The sequence below is a fragment of the Virgibacillus ndiopensis genome (genome assembly GCF_900187325.1).
Lineage (GTDB): Bacteria > Bacillota > Bacilli > Bacillales > Amphibacillaceae > Virgibacillus_E > Virgibacillus_E ndiopensis.
The window spans coordinates 310,417-330,897 of the sequence record NZ_FZMZ01000005.1; the positions used below are offsets into that span (position 1 = coordinate 310,417).

Annotated in this window: 22 protein-coding genes; all 22 read left to right on the plus strand. The window is 35.2% G+C overall.

Annotation, left to right across the window (positions count from 1 at the left end; genetic code table 11):
- Positions 1-6 precede the first annotated feature (6 nt).
- The 22 genes from fliQ (at position 7) to rseP (ending at position 20,437) form a co-directional block, all read left to right on the plus strand.
- Positions 7-276 (plus strand): flagellar biosynthesis protein FliQ, encoded by a 270-nt coding sequence (gene fliQ, locus CS937_RS08850; RefSeq protein WP_099158110.1) that lies wholly within the window; start codon positions 7-9, stop codon positions 274-276.
- A gap of 3 nt (positions 277-279) precedes the next feature.
- Complete coding sequence (gene fliR / locus CS937_RS08855; protein ID WP_099158111.1) at positions 280-1,059, plus strand: flagellar biosynthetic protein FliR; 780 nt, start codon at positions 280-282, stop codon at positions 1,057-1,059.
- Between the two features lies 1 nt (position 1,060).
- Positions 1,061-2,140 (plus strand): flagellar biosynthesis protein FlhB, encoded by a 1,080-nt coding sequence (flhB, locus tag CS937_RS08860; protein ID WP_099158112.1) that lies wholly within the window; start codon positions 1,061-1,063, stop codon positions 2,138-2,140.
- An 18-nt stretch (positions 2,141-2,158) separates the two neighbouring features.
- On the plus strand, positions 2,159-4,192 hold the full coding sequence (flhA, locus tag CS937_RS08865; RefSeq protein WP_099158113.1) for a flagellar biosynthesis protein FlhA: 2,034 nt from the start codon (positions 2,159-2,161) through the stop codon (positions 4,190-4,192).
- Complete coding sequence (flhF, locus tag CS937_RS08870; protein ID WP_099158114.1) at positions 4,189-5,304, plus strand: flagellar biosynthesis GTPase FlhF; 1,116 nt, start codon at positions 4,189-4,191, stop codon at positions 5,302-5,304. The genes flhA and flhF overlap by 4 nt, the downstream gene beginning before the upstream one ends.
- Positions 5,297-6,160 (plus strand): MinD/ParA family protein, encoded by an 864-nt coding sequence (locus tag CS937_RS08875; RefSeq protein ID WP_099158115.1) that lies wholly within the window; start codon positions 5,297-5,299, stop codon positions 6,158-6,160. Before flhF ends, CS937_RS08875 begins: the two co-directional genes overlap by 8 nt.
- Before the next feature lie 7 nt (positions 6,161-6,167).
- Entirely contained in the window at positions 6,168-7,223 is a 1,056-nt protein-coding gene (locus tag CS937_RS08880; protein ID WP_099158116.1) for a protein-glutamate methylesterase/protein-glutamine glutaminase, read from the plus strand.
- A gap of 11 nt (positions 7,224-7,234) precedes the next feature.
- Complete coding sequence (locus CS937_RS08885) at positions 7,235-9,259, plus strand: chemotaxis protein CheA (protein WP_099158117.1); 2,025 nt, start codon at positions 7,235-7,237, stop codon at positions 9,257-9,259.
- Positions 9,260-9,282: 23 nt separating this feature from the next.
- On the plus strand, positions 9,283-9,753 hold the full coding sequence (locus tag CS937_RS08890) for a chemotaxis protein CheW (protein WP_099158118.1): 471 nt from the start codon (positions 9,283-9,285) through the stop codon (positions 9,751-9,753).
- Positions 9,754-9,758: 5 nt separating this feature from the next.
- Positions 9,759-10,397 (plus strand): chemotaxis protein CheC, encoded by a 639-nt coding sequence (locus CS937_RS08895; RefSeq protein WP_099158119.1) that lies wholly within the window; start codon positions 9,759-9,761, stop codon positions 10,395-10,397.
- Positions 10,390-10,884 (plus strand): chemotaxis protein CheD, encoded by a 495-nt coding sequence (locus tag CS937_RS08900; protein ID WP_099158120.1) that lies wholly within the window; start codon positions 10,390-10,392, stop codon positions 10,882-10,884. The genes CS937_RS08895 and CS937_RS08900 overlap by 8 nt, the downstream gene beginning before the upstream one ends.
- 18 nt (positions 10,885-10,902) lie before the next feature.
- Positions 10,903-11,685, plus strand: a complete 783-nt coding sequence (locus CS937_RS08905; RefSeq protein ID WP_099158121.1) for a FliA/WhiG family RNA polymerase sigma factor — start codon at positions 10,903-10,905, stop codon at positions 11,683-11,685.
- 33 nt (positions 11,686-11,718) lie between these two features.
- Positions 11,719-13,086, plus strand: a complete 1,368-nt coding sequence (locus CS937_RS08910; RefSeq protein ID WP_099158122.1) for a flagellar assembly protein A — start codon at positions 11,719-11,721, stop codon at positions 13,084-13,086.
- 30 nt (positions 13,087-13,116) lie between these two features.
- Positions 13,117-13,419 carry a hypothetical protein gene (locus tag CS937_RS08915; RefSeq protein WP_099158123.1) on the plus strand — a complete coding sequence of 101 codons (303 nt, stop codon included), beginning with the start codon at positions 13,117-13,119 and terminating at the stop codon, positions 13,417-13,419.
- 10 nt (positions 13,420-13,429) lie between these two features.
- A complete protein-coding gene (locus CS937_RS08920) occupies positions 13,430-13,894 on the plus strand; it encodes a DUF6115 domain-containing protein (protein WP_099158124.1) in 465 nt (154 codons plus the stop codon).
- 173 nt (positions 13,895-14,067) lie between these two features.
- Positions 14,068-14,811, plus strand: a complete 744-nt coding sequence (gene rpsB / locus CS937_RS08925; RefSeq protein ID WP_099158125.1) for a 30S ribosomal protein S2 — start codon at positions 14,068-14,070, stop codon at positions 14,809-14,811.
- Positions 14,812-14,909: 98 nt separating this feature from the next.
- Positions 14,910-15,794, plus strand: coding sequence for a translation elongation factor Ts (tsf, locus tag CS937_RS08930; RefSeq protein ID WP_099158126.1), 885 nt, complete (start codon positions 14,910-14,912; stop codon positions 15,792-15,794).
- Between the two features lie 111 nt (positions 15,795-15,905).
- Positions 15,906-16,628: a UMP kinase gene (gene pyrH, locus CS937_RS08935; protein ID WP_099158127.1), complete on the plus strand. Its 723-nt coding sequence runs from the start codon at positions 15,906-15,908 to the stop codon at positions 16,626-16,628.
- A gap of 2 nt (positions 16,629-16,630) precedes the next feature.
- The gene (frr, locus tag CS937_RS08940) at positions 16,631-17,188 is read left to right on the plus strand and encodes a ribosome recycling factor (protein WP_099158128.1); all 558 of its coding nucleotides are present in this window, start codon (positions 16,631-16,633) and stop codon (positions 17,186-17,188) included.
- A gap of 304 nt (positions 17,189-17,492) precedes the next feature.
- Positions 17,493-18,263: an undecaprenyl pyrophosphate synthase gene (locus CS937_RS08945; RefSeq protein ID WP_099158129.1), complete on the plus strand. Its 771-nt coding sequence runs from the start codon at positions 17,493-17,495 to the stop codon at positions 18,261-18,263.
- Positions 18,264-18,278: 15 nt separating this feature from the next.
- The gene (locus CS937_RS08950; RefSeq protein ID WP_099158130.1) at positions 18,279-19,076 is read left to right on the plus strand and encodes a phosphatidate cytidylyltransferase; all 798 of its coding nucleotides are present in this window, start codon (positions 18,279-18,281) and stop codon (positions 19,074-19,076) included.
- 101 nt (positions 19,077-19,177) lie between these two features.
- A complete protein-coding gene (gene rseP / locus CS937_RS08955) occupies positions 19,178-20,437 on the plus strand; it encodes an RIP metalloprotease RseP (RefSeq protein ID WP_099158131.1) in 1,260 nt (419 codons plus the stop codon).
- The last annotated feature ends 44 nt before the right edge of the window (positions 20,438-20,481 follow it).

Sequence of the window (20,481 nt, forward strand, 5' to 3'; positions counted from 1 at the left end):
GTTTGTTTGAGTAGTGAATTTGTTTTAACTTTAGCCGAAAAAGGTATTTATACAATCTTACTTGTGACAGGACCACTGCTTATATTAGCGCTTGCAGTCGGACTTTTAGTAAGTATCTTTCAAGCAACAACACAAATTCAGGAACAGACGCTTGCCTTTATCCCCAAAATAGTAGCCGTATTGGTTGGGCTAGTATTTTTTGGACCTTGGATGCTAACAAAAATGGTTGAGTTTACAGTAAATATTTATCAAAATTTAAACCAGTTTGTAGGGTAAAGCATGTTAGACATAATTAATTTAGAGAGTATACCTGTTTTTTTATTGATATTTGTACGTGTTGCAGCTTTCTTTGTAACACTGCCATTGTTCTCGTATCGAACAATACCAACTCCATTTAAAATAGGATTTAGTTTTTTTCTGGCATTTATTATGTATTATACCGTTGATGTATCAACTATTCCGTTTGACGAGATGTATTTAATGTTACTGATAAAAGAAGCATTAGTTGGATTATTAGTTGGTTTAATCGCTTATATCATTTTAGCCGCGATTCAAATTGCCGGAGGTTTTATTGATTTTCAAATGGGTTTTGCAATTGCTAATGTAATAGATCCGCAAACTGGTGCCCAAAGCCCATTAACAGGCCAATATTTTTATATTATTGCCCTACTATTTTTATTATCGGTTAATGGACATCATTTATTAATAGATGGAATTTTTTATAGCTATAATTTAATTCCGATTGATGCATTTATTCCATTCCAAGATGGATCAATTGTTGATTTTGTTATTGATATTTTCAATCAAATGTTTCTTATAGCATTTCAAATGTCAATACCAATCGTTGGTTGTTTATTTTTAGTCGATGTTGCTCTTGGTATTATTGCTAGAACAGTACCACAATTAAATGTATTTGTTGTAGGGCTGCCATTAAAAATACTTGTAAGCTTTATTGTTATATTGTTGTTTCTTAGTTTATATGTTGTGTTGGTTCGAAGTCTGTTTGAAACGACGTTTGATACAATGAGAGGCCTCATGCAACTCTTCGGGGGTGCTTAACTTGCAATTACAACTAGATTTACAATTTTTTGCAGGCGAAAAGACAGAGAAAGCAACACCAAAAAAACGGCAGGATTCACGGAAAAAGGGTCAAGTTGCCAAAAGTCAGGATATTAATACAGCTTTCTTGTTATTTTTCACATTTATGGTTTTATATATTTTTGGCGGATTTATGAAAAAAGGGATGACGTCATTATTTCAAACATCTTTCACTGAGTATATCCAATGGGACCTAACAGAAAATAGTGTTCATCAGGTTTTTTTGGAATCAACAATAGAAATAGCGAAAATTATTGCACCTATAATGGTGATTGCAATTGTTGCTGGACTGGCTTCTAATTTCACACAAATTGGTTTCCTATTTACTACTGAACCTTTGAAACTAGATTTGAAAAAGATAGATCCAATTCAAGGTGCAAAAAAGATTTTTTCGATGAGAGCAATTGTTGAATTGTTAAAATCGTTATTAAAAATAGTATTTATAAGCGCGATAACTTTTTTTGTTATCTGGTTGTATAAAGATGATATGATGATGCTTTCGTTTAAATCGGTTGAAAACGCTCTAGGATTTTTCGGTAAAATTACAATAATAATGGGGATTTCAGCGACATTTGCCTTGTTGTTTATTGCAGTAATTGATTATACCTATCAAAGATATGACTTTGAAAAAAGTATTAAAATGTCTAAACAGGATCTCAAGGATGAACATAAGAACATGGAAGGGGATCCATTAATAAAATCAAAAATTAAAGAAAAACAACGTCAAATGGCAATGAGACGTATGATGAGTGAGGTTCCAAATGCAGATGTTGTTATTACAAACCCAACGCATTTCGCGATTGCTATAAAATACGACGATACGAAAGCGAGTGCACCATATGTAGTAGCAAAAGGAGTAGACCATCTTGCGTATCGTATAAAAGAAATTGCCAAGGCAAACGATGTTGTAACAGTTGAAAATAGACCACTAGCAAGAGGGCTATACGATGCGATAGAAATTAATGACATCATACCAGAGGAATTTTACCAAGCAGTTGCAGAAATATTAGCTTATGTCTATCGACTGGAAAATAAAGTTTAGCATTAAGGGGAGTCATCAATGAAGGCACGCGATTTGTCTGTACTTTTAGGAGTTATATTAATTATTGTTATGTTAGTTGTTCCGCTACCGGGATGGCTATTAAGTGTACTTATTTTATTTAATATCTCACTCGCACTTATTGTTATTTTAGTTTCGATGAATACACAGGAAGCATTACAGTTTTCGATATTTCCTTCTCTCTTATTGCTATTGACCTTATTTAGACTAGCTTTAAATGTATCGACTACTAGATCTATATTGTCAGAAGCCGAAGCTGGCGGTGTTGTTGCAACGTTTGGATCGTTTGTAATTGGTGATAATCCGTTAGTTGGTTTTGTTGTATTTATTATATTAGTTATTATCCAATTTTTAGTTATTACCAAAGGATCTGAACGTGTATCAGAAGTAGCTGCACGTTTTACACTTGATGCAATGCCAGGGAAGCAAATGAGTATTGATGCTGATTTAAATGCAGGGCTAATCTCTGAGCAACAAGCAAAGGAACGACGTGAAAAGGTAGAACAGGAAGCCGATTTCCATGGAGCAATGGACGGGGCAAGTAAATTTGTTAAAGGTGATGCGGTTGCGGGTATTATCATCGTATTAATCAATATAATTTTTGGATTAATCATTGGTATGGTGCAAATGGATTTTACCTTCACTGAAGCAATCAACACCTATATGCGTTTAACAGTCGGTGATGGTTTAGTGAGCCAAATTCCTGCATTATTAATTTCTACAGCTACAGGTATTGTTGTGACAAGAACGGCATCTTCCGGTAATTTAGGTAGTGACGTTACTTCACAATTATTACAATACCCAAAACTTTTATTTATCGCAGCAGGTACGATTTTCCTGCTTGGTCTTACACCAATCAATTTCTTTTTAACAACAACGATTGCAGGATTATTAGCTCTTAGTGGCTACATGCTACTTCAGCAATCACGCGTGCAAGAAATACCTGATATCGAAGAAGAAGAGGAAACCGAAAGTTCGAGTATGAAATCTCCAGAAAATGTCGTAGATCTATTAAATATGGATCCGATTGAATTCGAGTTTGGGTATGCATTAATTCCATTAGTGGATACAGGTCAAGGTGGGGATTTATTGGATCGAGTCATTATGATAAGAAGGCAGCTAGCAATTGAGCTAGGAATCGTAATACCGGTTGTGAGAATTCGTGATAATATCCAGCTTAACCCTAACGAATATCGTTTAAAAATAAAAGGGAATGAAGTTGCTTTTGGTGAGTTGCTATTAGACCATTACTTAGCAATGACGCCTGACATTGATAATGATGGGTTGGACGGGATTGAAACAAAAGAACCTGCTTTTGGTTTACCTGCGAAGTGGATTTCAGAAGATAGTAAAGATGAAGCCGAATTAACTGGTTATACAGTTGTTGACCCGCCGTCGGTAGTATCTACACATATTACAGAAGTAATAAAACAACATGCTCATACGCTACTTGGACGCCAGGAAACGAAACAATTGATCGATCATTTAAAAGAAAATTATCCTATTCTCGTAGAAGAGGTTACACCGGAGCCATTAAGTATTGGTGATATACAAAAAGTGCTTGCAAAGCTTTTAAAAGAAAATATCTCTATACGTAACCTGCCGATCATTTTTGAAACATTAGCTGATTTTTCAAAAATGACTAATGACACAGAACTGTTAGGGGAATATGTAAGACAGTCATTGTCAGCACAGATTACGAAGCAATACGTAAATAATGATCTATCATTAAAAGTAATTACAGTTTCAGGTAGTGTTGAAAAGATGATTGCAGAGGGTATACAACAAACAGAGCATGGAAATTATTTAGCTTTGGATCCTGAATCGCAACAATCTATTATTAAAACAATTCATGACGAAGTAGAAAAATTGTCATTACAGGAAGAAACGGCAATTGTTCTGTGCTCTCCAGCAATACGCATGTACCTAAAGCAATTGCTAGAGCGCTTCTTACCTCAGGTAGTTGTATTATCGTATAATGAATTAGAACCGAATGTACAGGTTCAAAGTGTTGGAGTGGTGAATGTAGCATGAAGGTAAAAAAATACGTAGCACCAACAATGCCAGAAGCAATGAATCAAATTCGAAAAGAGCTTGGTGCAAATGCAGTCATTTTAAATTCAAAAGAAATTAACCAAGGTGGCTTTTTGGGGTTTTTTAAGAAGCGGAAAATTGAAGTAGTTGCTGCCCTTGATCCACAGCCACATGCACCTAAAACAACTAATGCCAATAAAACTATTATCGAAAAACAAGAAGTTAGTAAAAATAATGCTAACGATAATGTATTACATGAAATTAAACATTTAAAGAAAATTATTGAACAGCAGTCTTTACAGACGAAACATAATTATAAACCTGATTATAAACTAGTATATCAACATTTATTAGACCAAGAGATGGAAGTGGACCTAGCATCACAATTGATCGATGACGTAGTAAAACAACACGAGAAAAAGGCAATTGAAGCAACTCCTAATCAAATTTTTCAAGATGTAAAATGTCAAATTACGAACAAATTACACAAACTGTCTTTTGAAGGTGTAACATATGCAAAGAAAATAGTTCATTTTGTTGGGCCAACAGGTGTAGGTAAAACGACAACCATAGCTAAGGTAGCTGCGAAAAGTATGTTGAACGATCAGAAAAAGGTTGCATTTATTACGGCAGATACATATCGTATTGCAGCAATTGAACAGTTAAAAACGTACGCAAGAATTTTAGATGTACCTATTGAAGTTGCATATAATATCGAGGATTATAAAGACGCGGTCAATAAGTTTTCGGATTATGATTTAATCCTTGTTGATACAGCTGGAAGAAATTTTCGTGAAAAAAAATATGTTGATGAGCTAAAACGTAGCATTCAATTTGAGGCAGATATAGAAACATACCTTGTTCTATCACTAACTGCGAAGCCTAAAGATATCAATGATATATTTAACCAATTTCAGCATATACCCATAAAAGAGCTTATCTTTACAAAAGTTGACGAAACAACGCAATACGGCAGTATGCTCAATGTCATGTTAAACAACAACAAAGGAATAGCGTATCTTACTAATGGACAAGACGTACCTGATGATTTAATTCAGCCCACACCAGAATTAATAGGAAGCTATCTCATAGGAGAAAATTGTGATGCGTGATCAAGCAACAAATTTACGGCATAAATTGTCCATTTCCAAAAACCCTAAACATGCAAAAACAATTTCTATTGTTAGTGGTAAAGGTGGAGTTGGGAAATCGAACTTTGCGTTAAATTTTTCATTAGAATTGGTAAAACAACAAAATAAGGTTCTCTTATTTGATTTGGATGTTGGAATGGGGAATATTGATATATTAATGGGTCTAAAGGCTGAAAAAACAATTGTCGATATGTTTAATGAGCAGCTTTATATTTATGATATCATTGAAAAAGGGCCAGAGGATCTCGCATATATTGCGGCAGGTTCAGGTTTAACAGATTTTTTTTCCATGGACCAAACAAAAATGGAATTTTTTTTAAAGCAGTATAATGGTTTAGTCCAAATGTATGACTTTATCATTTTCGACATGGGTGCTGGTGCAACACACGACAGTTTTGCGTTTATTAGGTCATCTGATGAGTGTTTCGTTATTACAACCCCAGAGCCTACTTCCATTACAGATGGATATGGAATGATTAAGCATATTGTAAACAATACGAAAAAAATGCCGATATATGTGGTAATGAACCGTTCAGCTTCGAAAAAACATGGGTTAAAAGCCCTAGATAGATTCGCTGGCGTTATTAGACAATTTTTGCATGTAGATGTTCGGCTAATGGGGGTCCTTCCAGATGATAAAACGGTTCAGACTGCTGTCACGAGACAAATACCTTATCTATTATTAAATGATAAAGCAGCTATTTCAAAATCTATGAAACAAATCGTTTCTAATTATCTATCTAATTCAGTTGCCCTATCTACAACGGAGCCTTTATCTTTCGTACAAAAAATAAAACAACTAATGATTGAGAGGTAACCCCCAAATGAATCCGATACGTGTTTTAGTGATTGATGATTCAGCATTTATGCGTAAAATGATTTCAGATATTTTGTCAAGTGAAAATCGTATCGAAATCATTGGTACAGCAAGAAATGGGGAAGATGGGATTAAAAAAATTAATGAACTTGCCCCTGATGTTGTTACATTAGACGTTGAAATGCCTAAAATGGATGGAATTTCTGCATTACAGAAAATAATGGAAACTAATCCACTCCCTGTGGTTATGTTATCAAGTGTAACTATGGAAGGCGCAAGGAAAACCGTTCAAGCCATTTCAACTGGTGCTGTTGATTTTATTTCAAAACCGTCTGGTGCAATATCGTTAGACATAGCGACGATAAAAGAGGAAATCATATCTAAGGTTGTCACAGCATCACAAGTAAAACTATCAAAAAAGAAGCCGGAGATCACCCATGTTAATTCAGGAATTAGAGAGCCAGTTTCTTATTCACAGAAACATTCTAGGTCTATTGTTGCAATAGGTACATCAACTGGTGGACCACGAGCTTTACAACGGGTGTTAACTGATTTGCCAGATGATTTTCAGACCCCAATTGTAATTGTGCAACACATGCCGGCAGGTTTCACAAAGTCACTAGCAGACAGATTGAACACGTTATCAGGGATACATATTAAGGAAGCGGAGCATGGAGAGATTATTCAACAGAATACAGCGTATATTGCTCCTGGGAATTACCATATGCGTATACGTGAGGCTGGAACAGCTCTTGCAGTCGAATTAACACAGGATTCTACTCTTCACGGACATAGGCCAGCAGTAGATGTATTATTCAATTCAGTGTCACACCTGAACAAAATTAATAAACTTGCCGTAATTTTAACTGGAATGGGAAGTGACGGATCAGATGGGATTAAACACTTGAAGGAAAAAGATCCAAATGCATTCGTTATTGCAGAGTCAGAAGAATCATCAGTTGTTTATGGAATGCCAAAAGCAGCAGTGAAGACAAATTGCGTAAATAAGATTATTCATTTACATCATGTTGGTGAAACCATAACATATTTAGATAAAAATTAGGGGGATGTAGAGTGGATACAACACAATATATGGATGTTTTCATTGATGAAAGCAACGAACATTTAGAAGTTTTGTATAAACAGCTTTTAGAATTGGAAAAAAATCCAACAGAAAAAGCAATAATTGGCGAAATCTTTCGTGCTGCACATACATTAAAAGGAATGTCTGCAACAATGGGGTATAATGACCTAGCAAATCTGACCCATAAATTAGAAAATGTGTTCGATGGAATTCGGTATGATAAAATTACTGTCCAAACAGATATGATGGATATTCTTTTTGAAACAGTTGACCACTTAAATGCAATGGTAGAGGATATTTCAAGCGGAGGTGATGGAAAAAGGGATGTTAGTCAAATTGTTTCTTATCTCGAAAGAATCGAAAAAGGAGATCAAATTGAACAAGCAGGTGAAACGGTACAAAAACCGTCCGTTAGCCAAAGTTCACTTAAAACAATTACGACATTAGACGAATTTGAGATAGCAATTTTAAATGAATCAGCTGAAAGAGGATTCTCTAATTATGAAATTACTGTGACGCTTCGTGATGATTGCTTACTAAAAGGTGCGCGTGTATTCATGGTCTTCGAAGTATTAGAAAAGCTTGGCGAAGTAATTAAATCAGAACCATCTGTTAATGATTTAGAAGAAGAAAATTTTGAAAACTCATTTACGGTTATTTTAGTTTCAAAACAAGGTGAACAAGAGATACAGGATAAAATTAAGAAAGTTTCTGAGATTGATAATGTGGAAGTCAATCATTTCTCTATCGCTACTTATGAAAAAGGAAGTAAACAAAATGCTGTAAAACAGGATAACGAGACCGCTAATGATCAATCGAAATCTTCTTCAACGAATTCAGAGAAAAGCACTGTTAAATCATCTGCAAATAAGACAATCAGAGTTAATATTGAACGTTTAGACGTTTTGATGAATCTGTTCGAGGAATTGGTTATTGATCGTGGAAGATTAGAACAGATATCTGGCGAGTTGAATCATCAAGATCTTCAGGAAACAGTTGAACGAATGTCAAGAGTCTCAGGTGATTTACAAAGTATTATTTTGACAATGCGTATGGTTCCCGTTGATCAAGTGTTTAACAGATTTCCTCGTATGATACGTAAATTAGCTCGTGACTTGAATAAAAATGTTGCCATTGACATCATTGGTGCTGAAACGGAGTTAGATCGGACAGTTATAGATGAAATTGGTGATCCACTCGTACATTTAATTAGAAACGCGATGGATCATGGTATTGAAACCCCACAGGAAAGACTTAAAAAAGGTAAGCCGGAACAAGGTACCATTAGATTGCAAGCCTATCATAGCGGGAATCATGTTTTCATTGAAATAGCCGATGATGGGGCAGGTATTAACAAAGAAAAAGTGTTAGAAAAGGCAATTTCCAATGAAGTTATTAGTAGAAATCATGCTGAAACATTAACTGATAAGCAGATATATGAGCTGATTATGGAGAGCGGCTTTTCAACTGCAGATACAATATCAGATATATCTGGCCGCGGAGTTGGATTGGATGTCGTTAAAAATACGATTGAATCATTAGGTGGCAATATATCAATTGACGCAACGGTTGATAAAGGATCCATTTTCTCTATTCAACTTCCATTAACATTATCTATTATTTCAGTGTTATTGGTCGAATTGAAAGAGGAAAAATACGCTATTCCATTGTCGTCAATTATTGAAACGGCGATTATTCATAAAGATCAAATCATGCATGCACATAATAAAAAGGTAATTGATTTTAGGGGTAAAGTAGTTCCTTTAGCATTTTTAAATGATATTTTCAATGTTTCTCAAGAAGATACCAACGATTCGGACTTTGTTTCCATTGTAATAGTAAGAAAAGGAGATAAAATGGCTGGACTTGTAGTGGATTCGTTTATAGGACAACAAGAAGTGGTATTAAAAACACTAGGTAACTATTTATCAAATGTTTTTGCGATTTCAGGTGCAACGATCCTTGGTGATGGACAAGTTGCGTTAATTGTTGACAGTAATGCTTTAATCAAATAGTTAGATTTAGGGGGAGTTTAATAATGGCAAATGAGACAGTAATCGATAAAAAAGTAATTGTTTTTCAATTAAAGGATGAGGAATATGCCGTTTCGGTACAACAGGTTGGATCCATTGAACGGATTATGCCAATTACCCGAGTTCCGCAAACAGCAAACTTTGTAAAAGGTGTTATTAATTTACGGGGCGTAGTTACTCCAATCATCGATTTACGTGTACGCTTTGGCATGGAGGATACAGACTTTAGTGAGTCAACACGCATTATCATTGTATATATGGATGACATGGAAGTTGGTTTAATCGTCGATGCAGCAAATGATGTTATCGATATACCAGAAAGTGCAATTGAACCTGCACCAGAAGTAGTAGGGACAGTAGATGTCGATTATATTGAAGGTGTTGCTAAGCTTGATAATCGTCTATTAATTTTACTTGATTTACAAAGAGTGCTGTCGAAAGAAGAAATCAACGAGTTAAAAACAGTTGAAGGATAGCATCCATGGAAATTAATACAGGTTTTTCGATTGTACAATTAGAAGTGTTACGCGAAATCGGTAATATTGGAGCTGGAAATGCAGCTACCTCTATGTCGCAATTGATTAATAAGAAGGTAGATATGCAAGTCCCATCTGTTCATGTTGTGCTTTTTGACGAAGTGATGGAAATGTTAGGCGGCCCAGAAAAGCTGATTGTTGCTCTATATATTCGAATTCAGGGAGAAGCTCCTGGGTCAGTGTATTTTATCTTAACAAAAGAGGAAGCAGAATTCTTGGTCAGGCACCTAACAGATGAAACAGAATTTAAGCTTTTGGATAATAAACCACCAAGTGAACTAGCAATCTCTGCATTACATGAGATTGGAAATATACTCGCTGGCTCCTATCTTTCTGCTTTATCCGATTTCACGGGTATTAAGATGCAACCTTCTGTACCTTCATTAAGTGTTGATATGGCTGGTGCGATTATAACTGTTGGTTTGTTGGAACTTTCACATGTAACAGATTATGCTATTGTCATTGACACAAAAATAAATGAACAAACGGGTAGTAGTGGCATTCACGGTCATTTTTTACTATTGCCTGATCCAGAATCAGTTCCGAAAATATTCTCAAGTTTAGGAATCAACGATCATGAATGATACACAAACAGTCATCAAAGTAGGAATTGCAGATTTAAAGATTGTAACAGCACCTGATACTATACGCACTTCGGGACTAGGTTCATGTGTGGGGACAGTTATTTATGATTTACCTAAAAAAATAGCGGGACTTGCCCATGTCATGCTGCCAGATTCCAGTTTAGCTAAACAACCAACGATTAATAATTACAAATATGCAGATACTGCTATTGATAGTTTAGTAGAATTGTTACTAAAAAATGGAGCAAGAACACATGCATTACAAGCTAAACTTGCCGGAGGTGCACAGATGTTTCAATTATCTTCTTTAGATACGATGCGAATTGGACCTCGAAACGTTGAAGCGGTGCAACAAAAACTCGAAGACCATCAAATCTCTATTGTTTCATTGGATGTTGGTGGAAATTGTGGCAGAACGATTGAGTTTGACCCAAATACGGGTAAACTTAAAATACGTACAGTTAATAAAGGGGAAGCAATTATTTGAAAAGGAGGAGTGAATTAAATGACAACTAAAAAGTCTCCTCTTGAACAAAAATTATGGGATAATTGGCTTCAAAACAGGGATAATGAAGCTGCTAATGAGCTTATTCAAAATTATATGTACCTGGTAAGCTTCCATGTAGAAAGAATTGCCAGCCATTTACCTAGTAATGTTAATAAAGACGATTTAAAAAGCTTTGGTTTAATGGGGTTATTCGATGCATTAAATAAATTTGAACCTAGTCGTGATTTAAAGTTTGATACATATGCTTCATTTCGTATTCGCGGTGCTATTATCGATGGATTACGAAAAGAAGATTGGCTGCCGCGCTCAATTAGGGAGAAAACAAAAAAGATTGAGCAGGTATCACAGGACCTTGAACAACTATATCAACGAGCACCCAGTGCAGAAGAAATTGCTCAAAAATTAGATATACCTGCTAAAGAAGTTGAAACGCTTATAAAAGACACACTTTTTGCAAATGTATTGTCAATCGAAGAAAAACCTAAAGATAATTCAAGTGAGCATAAGGAAGGTATCGGATATACGATTCCTGATGAGACTTCTATATTACCTGATGAACATTTGGTGAAATTAGAAATAAGTAAGGAACTAGCGGAAGGGATAAAAACGTTAAAGGAAAATGAACAGTTGGTAATTAGTTTGTTTTACCATAAAGAATTAACACTTACTGAAATAGGACAAGTATTAGGATTAACGACGTCTAGGATTTCACAAATTCATAGAAAAGCCATTTTCAAGCTACGTAATACATTGCAAAAAATTAAAGATAATGCAGTTTAAAGTTGGAAATTTTGGTGGAGGTGTTTAGGTGAAGTGGATCGCATACAGGATTACTTTTATATACAAACATCGCACGATTGTATGATAGCTAGTTTACATTGTTCAGATCAGTACGAAGAAATGGGTATGTTTATTGACGAACAAGCTATTATCTATTATTTAAAAGAAAACAATATTGTGTTTGGAATAGATTATGGGTCATTGCAACAGGTTATTTCTGCTAAAGACAAAAATGATTTTCCAATAATCGTTGCTCAAGGATTACATGTTGAAAATGGGAACGATGGTTATATCACGTATGAATTAAACTTTAGCTCTGAAATATCGAAATCACCTAATTGGAATTTTCGTGATATTATGCGTATTCCATCAGTTCATACTGGACAAAAGATTGCAACTGTTACCATGCCGACAGCTGGAAAGAATGGAACCGATGTCAATGGAAATGCCATACAAGCACTTCCTGGTAAACCAGTACAAATAAAAGCAGGGAAAAACGTTGTATATCATGAAAAAGAGCATTCCTTTTATGCTGCTTCTGAAGGTCAAGTAAGCACAAATGAGCGATACATAGAGATTCATAAGGTTTTCAAAGTGAACGAAAGTCTTTCCATGAAGAATGGAAACTTGGACTTCGTCGGTTCCATCATTATTCATGGAGATGTTCCGACAGGCTATACGGTAAAGGCTAAGGGAGACATTAAAGTATTTGGCATGGTAGAAGCGGCAACTATTATTGCAGGAGGCTCGATCTTTATTTCAGAAGGCTTAGCGGGTCTGCAAAAAGGTTATATTAAGGCTGGAGAAAATATCCATATTGGTAATATCAACCAAGGTTTTGCCTATGCTGGAAATGACTTATTTGTAGAAAGTTCAATTCTACATAGTGAATGTACAGCAAAGAACAATGTATACTGCCAAAAAGGAAATATAATTGGTGGTACTCTTTCAGTAGGAATTTCCGTTGAGGCAAAGGATATTGGTAATCGTATGAGTACACAGACGGAAATAGTTTTTGGGATGAATAAAATAATCAAAGAAAAAGAAAAACAATTAGTAGCTAAAAAAGAGGAATTAGAAGATACTTTAAAGAAATTAACTGTAATCGGCAAAAAAGTAGAATCAGAATTAGATCAGAACAATCCAAAAACACGAATAACATTACTAAGACAACGCAATTCCTACAAAAAAACTGCCGATCAATTAGCAGATATAGATGGAATGTTAACACAGCTTAATTCATATTTAGGTAGTGAAAAGGAAGCAAAGCTTGTTGCTAATGGGCATCTTTATCCTAATGTTATGGTTACTTTTGGAAAGTACAAACGAAAAATAGATACTGCATATAAACATGTTCAAATGAATCTAGATCAAAATGAAATTACAGTCCAGGCGCTTTAAATTTCAATAATTTTGAAGGAAGTGATCTTGATGAGCTGGAAGTCAATCGAGATGCAAGTGGCACTTCCGCGAACGAAAGATGCAGGAAAACTCCAAGAACAAATGTTGAAGCAAGGTCAACATATACAAGAGTCGATTGCGGATAGTCAATTGAAGCAGGCTGAACAAAAACGGAAGCGTGTAAATGAGTTTGAAAAGATTAATGACGTGATAATTAAGCGCGAACGTGATAATTCAAGTCAATCCTCAAAAGACCAGCAACAGGAAAATGAATCAGACGAAGAAAAGTTAGAACACCCTTATTTAGGTAAAAAAATTGATTTTAGTGGATAGAAGGGATCGTATGACAGCATTTATATTTTTGATTAGCTTTTTATTACATATTATTGCACTTGCTGCAATCGCACAGCTACTTAAACAAATAAAGCAATTGAAACAACGTACCCATTCAGAAGATGTAATCGAACTTCTGGAAGCCTATTTGCAAGAAATAAAAGAAGAGAATAGAATACTTGAAGAAAAGTTACATAACAACAGTTTACAAAAAAAACGGCAAACAGTGGATGAGGTGGCACAAGAAAAATCTGTTGATCACCAAAAGAATCCCAAAACAGATGATTCTGAAAAAGATTATAAAGTACTTGATATCGAAGCAGATGACACCTCTGAAACATCGCTACAAGCGAGGATACTGCAACTTCACGCACAAGGCTTATCAACTGAAACAATTGCTAAAGAACTTAACTGTGGTAAAACGGAAACAGAGCTTATAATAAAATTACATAATAAAAACGATAATAAGGCTTGATTGCAGAGAATCCTTATGATATATTTATTTTTGGTGTAAATACTATGTTCATCATATGAGCAAGTTTAATCACACACGTTTGTTGATTTGTACAAAGGGTGCCATAAATGATTATGGTCTTTATGCGAAAATGATTCAAACGGAGGAAAAAAACCAAACAGGAGGAATTTATTATGTCAGTAATTTCTATGAAGCAATTACTAGAAGCTGGTGTACATTTCGGACACCAGACACGCCGTTGGAACCCTAAGATGAAAAAATATATTTTCACAGAGCGTAACGGCATTTACATCATTGACCTTCAAAAAACAGTTAAAAAGGTTGATGAAGCATACAAATATGTGAGAGATATTGCAGCCGATGGAGGCACAATTCTTTTCGTAGGTACTAAAAAACAAGCACAGGATTCAGTGCGTGATGAAGCAACACGTTCTGGTATGTACTATGTTAACCAACGTTGGTTAGGTGGTACATTAACAAACTTCCAAACAATCCGTAAACGTATCAACCGTCTTAAAGACATTGAACGTATGGAGGAAGATGGTACATTTGAAGTACTTCCTAAAAAAGAGGTTGTTGGATTATTGAAAGAAAAAGATCGTCTAGTGAAATTTTTAGGCGGAATCAAAGAAATGAAAAAACTACCAGATGCTTTGTTTGTAATTGATCCTCGTAAAGAGCGTATCGCTATTGCAGAAGCACATAAGTTAAACATTCCAATTATCGGAATCGTTGATACAAACTGTGATCCAGACGAAATCGATTACGTTATCCCAGCTAACGATGATGCAATTCGTGCTGTTAAACTTCTTACTTCAAAAATGGCAGATGCTATTTTAGAAGTAAAACAAGGTGAAGAAACTGAAGAAGTTGCAACAGAAGAAGTTGCCGAAGAAAAAGCGGAAACACAAGCATAAGTTTTAAAGAAAAGGTCAGGTGATAAGGGGATAAGCCTTTTATCACCTTTTTTTAAGAAGCAAACAAACATAATAGCTAATAATAAGGAGGATGTACAATGGCAATTACTGCAAAAATGGTTAAAGAACTTCGTGAGAAAACAGGTGCAGGTATGATGGATTGTAAAAAAGCACTTCAAGAAACTGATGGTGATCTTGAAAAAGCAGTTGATTTCCTACGTGAAAAAGGAATGGCTAAAGCTGCGAAAAAAGCTGATCGTATTGCTGCAGAAGGTTCAACCTACATTGAGGTTTCAGGTAATACTGCTGCACTTTTAGAAGTAAACTGTGAAACTGATTTTGTTACGAAAAATGATACATTTAAACAATTACTAACTGAATTAGGAAAACATATTGTTGATCTACAACCTTCAAACGTTGAAGAAATGTTACAACAAAAGCTTCACAGTGACGGAGACACAGTGGAAACATACATCAATTCTGTAATCGCAAAAATTGGTGAAAAAATTTCACTTCGTCGTTTTGAAGTATTATCAAAAACAGATAATGACTCTTTTGGTGCATATCTTCACATGGGTGGCCGAATTGGTGTGTTATCATTGCTTGAAGGTACAACTGATGAAGAAGTTGCGAAAGACATTGCAATGCATGCAGCTGCAGTTAACCCTCGTTATGTTTCACGCGATGAAGTAGCAGAAGATGAAGTAAAACGTGAACGTGAAGTATTAACCACACAAGCGTTAAATGAAGGAAAACCTGAAAAAATTGTTGAAAAAATGGTTGAAGGCCGTCTTGGTAAATTCTTTGAAGAAATTTGTTTATTAGAGCAAAACTTTGTCAAAGATCCAGACCAAAAAGTGAAAAAATACGTAGCTGATAAAGGAGCTACTGTCAAAGCGTTCGTTCGTTATGAAGTTGGCGAAGGAATGGAAAAACGCGAAGAAAACTTTGCAGAAGAAGTTATGAGCCAAATTAAAAAATAGTACAAGCTGAATTAGGGGACACGCGTGTTGTTCCCTATTTCTCTACAACTTGAGTATCGTTATTTGTATTTACTAGCAAGAAAAACAATCTAAATTTCTATGGAGGTTATTATGACAGCAGCTCGTTACCGTAGAATTGTGTTAAAATTAAGTGGTGAAGCTCTAAGTGGAAAACAAGGCTATGGAATAGAACCCACAGTTATCCAATCTATCGCGGCACAAGTTAAAGATGTAGCAGAATTAGGTGTAGAAGTAGCCGTTGTTGTAGGTGGAGGAAATATATGGCGCGGAAAAGTTGGTAGTGAAATGGGTATGGATCGTGCTAATGCTGACTATATGGGAATGTTAGCTACGATAATGAATTCTCTAGCACTGCAGGATAGTTTAGAGAATATCGGTATTCCGACACGTGTACAAACTTCAATTGAAATGCGTCAAGTTGCTGAACCTTACATAAGGAGAAAAGCAATTCGTCATTTAGAGAAAAAGCGTGTTGTCATTTTCGCCGCTGGTACAGGTAATCCATATTTTTCAACAGATACAACCGCTGCATTACGTGCTGCAGAAATTGAAGCAGAAGTTATTTTAATGGCTAAAAATAATGTTGACGGTGTATACACAGACGATCCAAAAGTTAACAAAGAAGCGCAAAAGTATGAAAATTTATCCTACATGGATATGTTAAATGAAGGTTTAGGGGTAATGGATTCAACTGCATCCTCACTATGTATGGATAATGATATCCCGTTAATTGTATTTTCAATTACGGAAGAAGGAAATATTAAAAGGGTTGTTCAAGGTGAAACAATCGGAACAACGATAAGGGGGAAATAAAATTGTCAGAAGCTATTATGAATCAAACACGTGATAAGATGAAACAGGCTGTTCAAGCTTTTTCTAAGAGTTTGGCTACCATTCGAGCTGGTCGGGCAAATCCTTCATTGTTAGATAGTATTTATGTTGACTATTATGGTGCATCTACACCACTAAATCAGTTAGCTACAATCTCTGCACCCGAGGCAAGACTACTGGTTATCTCGCCTTTTGATAAATCAGCTGTAGGTGATGTTGAAAAAGCAATTCAAAAAGCTGATTTAGGGTTATCACCATCGAATGACGGTCAAGTTATTCGTATTAATATCCCTGCATTAACAGAAGAGCGTCGTAAAGAACTAGTTAAAGTAGTAGGTAAATATGCTGAAGAAGCTCGTGTTCAAGTTCGAAACATTCGCCGCGATGGTAACGATCAATTGAAAAAGTCTGAAAAAAATGGTGATCTAACGGAAGACGAACTACGTAACTTACAAGACGATGTTCAAAAAGAAACAGACAACAATATCGCTGACATTGATAAACTAGCTAAAAATAAAGAAAAAGAAATTATGGAAGTTTAACAAATAATTGGTAGAAAAACGTAGTTATTATAGGTACTATTGATAATAGTAACGTTTTTTATACACTATATACCTTGAAATTTTTATCCTTTCATTAAGAAGAAATAAGAAGCATCAGCCCTCTTGTTTAAGGGGGCTTTTGTTTTCTATAAATAATCTTTATAATAAATAATGAATTATCGTGTAATATGAGAATCATTTTAGTCATACGATTGATTACTCATTATAGTCATAAAGTTCTTTATTCCTTCATATTGATTAGAGTTGAAAGGGTAAGATAATCAACCGTATTCGGAGGCAAATTATGTCATTAAGACTTCCTTTTTTCAAAAATAAACAATCTGATAGCAGCAATGAGCAATGTGAAATTGAAGTGCAAAACGTGCCGAAACATGTTGCTATCATCATGGACGGCAATGGACGGTGGGCAAAAAAACGCGGACTTCCAAGAATTGCAGGACATAAGGAAGGTATGAACGTTGTAAAAGAAACAGTGAGAACTGCAACAAAATACAACGTGGAAATTCTTACGTTATATGCCTTTTCTACAGAAAATTGGAAAAGACCAAAATCGGAAGTTGAGTTTTTAATGAAGCTTCCCAAAGAATTTTTACATACATTTTTACCAGAACTTATTGAAAAGAATGTTAGGATTGAAACAATTGGTGATTTTGACGCACTACCTGAACATACAAAAGAAGCAATTCAATATGCAAAAGAAAAAACGAAAGAGAATAATGGATTATTATTAAATTTTGCTTTAAACTATGGTAGTAGATTTGAAATTATACAAGCGATAAAACAAATAATGACAGATATAGATGGGGAAAAGATATCAATTGATAAATTGGATGAAACAACGTTTTCTGAATATCTGTATACTACTGGCTTAACAGATCCGGATTTATTGATTCGTACAAGCGGTGAACAACGTTTGAGCAATTTTCTTCTATGGCAAGTTGCTTATTCTGAATTTTGGTTTACCGATGTGTTATGGCCGGATTTCAATGAGGAGATCTTTCACAAAGCCCTCCAGGATTATCAGCAGCGTAAACGACGTTATGGAGGTATTTAAGGTGTTGAAACAAAGATGAAGCAACGAATTCTGATAGCAATCCTAGCTTTAATTATATTTGTGCCTTTTGTAATTATAGGTGGTATTCCTTTTCAAATATTGGTTTATATAATGGCTACGTTAGGTTTAATTGAACTAATAAAAATGCGGGAGATTGGCAAGTATACAGTACCAGCACTCTTAGCTATTATACTGTTATGGATAATCCTAGGGAACTTTCAACCTGATGATATTGTGCCGTATGTAGAGTTTACCAAATCAGAAGTAACGATGATATTTGTTATGTTATTATTAACATATACTGTATTAGTAAAAAATAAATTTAATTTTGATGCAGCAGGATTTATCCTTCTTTCAACGATTTATGTTGGGATGGGATTTTATTATCTATTAGTTACACGTGAATATAATGGTTTAAACTATATTTTTTACGTTTTATTAGTCATTTGGGGAACTGATACGGGGGCGTATTTCTTCGGACGAGCTTTTGGGAAGACGAAGTTGTGGCCAAAAATAAGTCCAAATAAGACAATTGAAGGTGCGCTTGGTGGTATATTGGTAGCATGCATTGTTGGTGTGCTTTTTCAATTTGCCTATCCATTAGAAGAATATTCAATGTTGATAGTTATATTGGTAACGATACTGGTATCCATATTTGGTCAAATTGGTGATCTTGTTGAATCTGCCTTTAAACGCCATTATGGTGTAAAGGATTCTGGAAATATATTACCTGGTCATGGTGGAATTTTAGATCGATTTGATAGTTTATTGTTTGTTTTACCATTATTGCATTTTATTCATTTTATACATTAATTTAACTCAATGTTAGATGAATGATTCTACAGTGTGGAACTCGATAAATTAAAATAGAAGAAAGTCTGTTTTCCTACATCGATTAAAGGAAGGTGCTTCTTTTGACAACAGTTATTGCTTTTATTGTTATGTTTGGACTACTCGTTTTCATTCATGAGCTCGGGCATTTAATTTTTGCTAAGCGTGCGGGGATGCTTGCGCGAGAATTTGCGATTGGTTTCGGTCCTAAGATATTTGCATTTACAAAAAATGAAACAGTTTATACCATTCGCTTACTTCCTGTAGGGGGATATGTTCGCGTTGCTGGTGATGATCCTGAAATTGTTGAACTCAAGCCTGGCCATCATGTTGGTTTGGAATTTGATCAACAAGGGAAGGTCAACAAAATAATTATTAATAATAAATCAAAGCATCCGAACGCTCGGGTTATTGAGGTAGAACATGCTGATTTAGACCATAGGTTAGTAATAGAGGGTTATGAAATTGATGAAGAAGATCATAAGCTTAGTTTTGAAGTAGATCGAAAAGCTTTTTTTGTAATGGATGAAAAAGAAACACAAATTGCACCATACGATAGACAATTTGCTTCTAAAAGTGTTGGTAAAAGAGCAATGCAATTGTTTGCTGGACCAATGATGAATTTTCTTCTGGCAATCGTTCTCTTTTTCCTTCTTGGACTAATCCATGGTGTTCCAACCGAAAGAGCTATAATTGATGAAGCACAACCTGGAAGCCCTGCTGCAGAAGCTGGATTCCAGCATAAAGATGAAATTGTGCAAATTGAAGGGAATTCTATCTCAACATGGGAGGAATTTACTAAAATAGTTCAGGATAATCCAGAAGAAGAACTTGCTATGACTGTGAAACGCGATGGCAAGACGGAGGATCTCACCATTGTCCCAGATAAAATAGAAACGCAAGGAATGACTATAGGACAGATAGGTGTAACCCATTTATTTGAGAAATCAATTACTGGTACATTAAAATATGGTTTTGTTCAAACGTACGATACAACCAAATTAATACTTACAAATTTAGTGATGCTGGTGACTGGTCAATATTCCATTGATATGCTTTCCGGTCCTGTCGGAATATATGATGTAACTGATCAAGTTGTCCAAACAGGCTTCATGAATTTTGTGATGTGGACGGCAATTTTAAGTGTAAACTTAGGAATAGTAAACTTAGTGCCACTACCTGCACTAGATGGTGGGCGATTGCTGTTTGTTGGGATTGAAGCAGTTCGCGGAAAACCAATCGATCCACAAAAAGAGGGGATTGTACATTTTATTGGCTTTGCATTATTGATGCTGTTAATGTTAGTCGTAACGTGGAATGACATACAACGATTGTTTTTGTAATAAAAGAGTTAACTTAAACTTTGAATACAACCCTTGTCGTAATT

Excerpts from the sequence above, each read along its gene's own strand:
- fliR (WP_099158111.1), top strand. The coding sequence starts at position 280 with ATGTTAGACATAATTAATTTAGAGAGTATACCTGTTTTTTTATTGATA.
- flhA (WP_099158113.1), top strand. The coding sequence starts at position 2,159 with ATGAAGGCACGCGATTTGTCTGTACTTTTAGGAGTTATATTAATTATT.
- flhF (WP_099158114.1), top strand. The coding sequence starts at position 4,189 with ATGAAGGTAAAAAAATACGTAGCACCAACAATGCCAGAAGCAATGAAT.
- CS937_RS08875 (WP_099158115.1), top strand. The coding sequence starts at position 5,297 with ATGCGTGATCAAGCAACAAATTTACGGCATAAATTGTCCATTTCCAAA.
- CS937_RS08880 (WP_099158116.1), top strand. The coding sequence starts at position 6,168 with ATGAATCCGATACGTGTTTTAGTGATTGATGATTCAGCATTTATGCGT.
- CS937_RS08890 (WP_099158118.1), top strand. The coding sequence starts at position 9,283 with ATGGCAAATGAGACAGTAATCGATAAAAAAGTAATTGTTTTTCAATTA.
- CS937_RS08895 (WP_099158119.1), top strand. The coding sequence starts at position 9,759 with ATGGAAATTAATACAGGTTTTTCGATTGTACAATTAGAAGTGTTACGC.
- CS937_RS08900 (WP_099158120.1), top strand. The coding sequence starts at position 10,390 with ATGAATGATACACAAACAGTCATCAAAGTAGGAATTGCAGATTTAAAG.
- CS937_RS08905 (WP_099158121.1), top strand. The coding sequence starts at position 10,903 with ATGACAACTAAAAAGTCTCCTCTTGAACAAAAATTATGGGATAATTGG.
- CS937_RS08915 (WP_099158123.1), top strand. The coding sequence starts at position 13,117 with ATGAGCTGGAAGTCAATCGAGATGCAAGTGGCACTTCCGCGAACGAAA.
- CS937_RS08920 (WP_099158124.1), top strand. The coding sequence starts at position 13,430 with ATGACAGCATTTATATTTTTGATTAGCTTTTTATTACATATTATTGCA.
- rpsB (WP_099158125.1), top strand. The coding sequence starts at position 14,068 with ATGTCAGTAATTTCTATGAAGCAATTACTAGAAGCTGGTGTACATTTC.
- tsf (WP_099158126.1), top strand. The coding sequence starts at position 14,910 with ATGGCAATTACTGCAAAAATGGTTAAAGAACTTCGTGAGAAAACAGGT.
- pyrH (WP_099158127.1), top strand. The coding sequence starts at position 15,906 with ATGACAGCAGCTCGTTACCGTAGAATTGTGTTAAAATTAAGTGGTGAA.
- CS937_RS08945 (WP_099158129.1), top strand. The coding sequence starts at position 17,493 with ATGTCATTAAGACTTCCTTTTTTCAAAAATAAACAATCTGATAGCAGC.
- CS937_RS08950 (WP_099158130.1), top strand. The coding sequence starts at position 18,279 with ATGAAGCAACGAATTCTGATAGCAATCCTAGCTTTAATTATATTTGTG.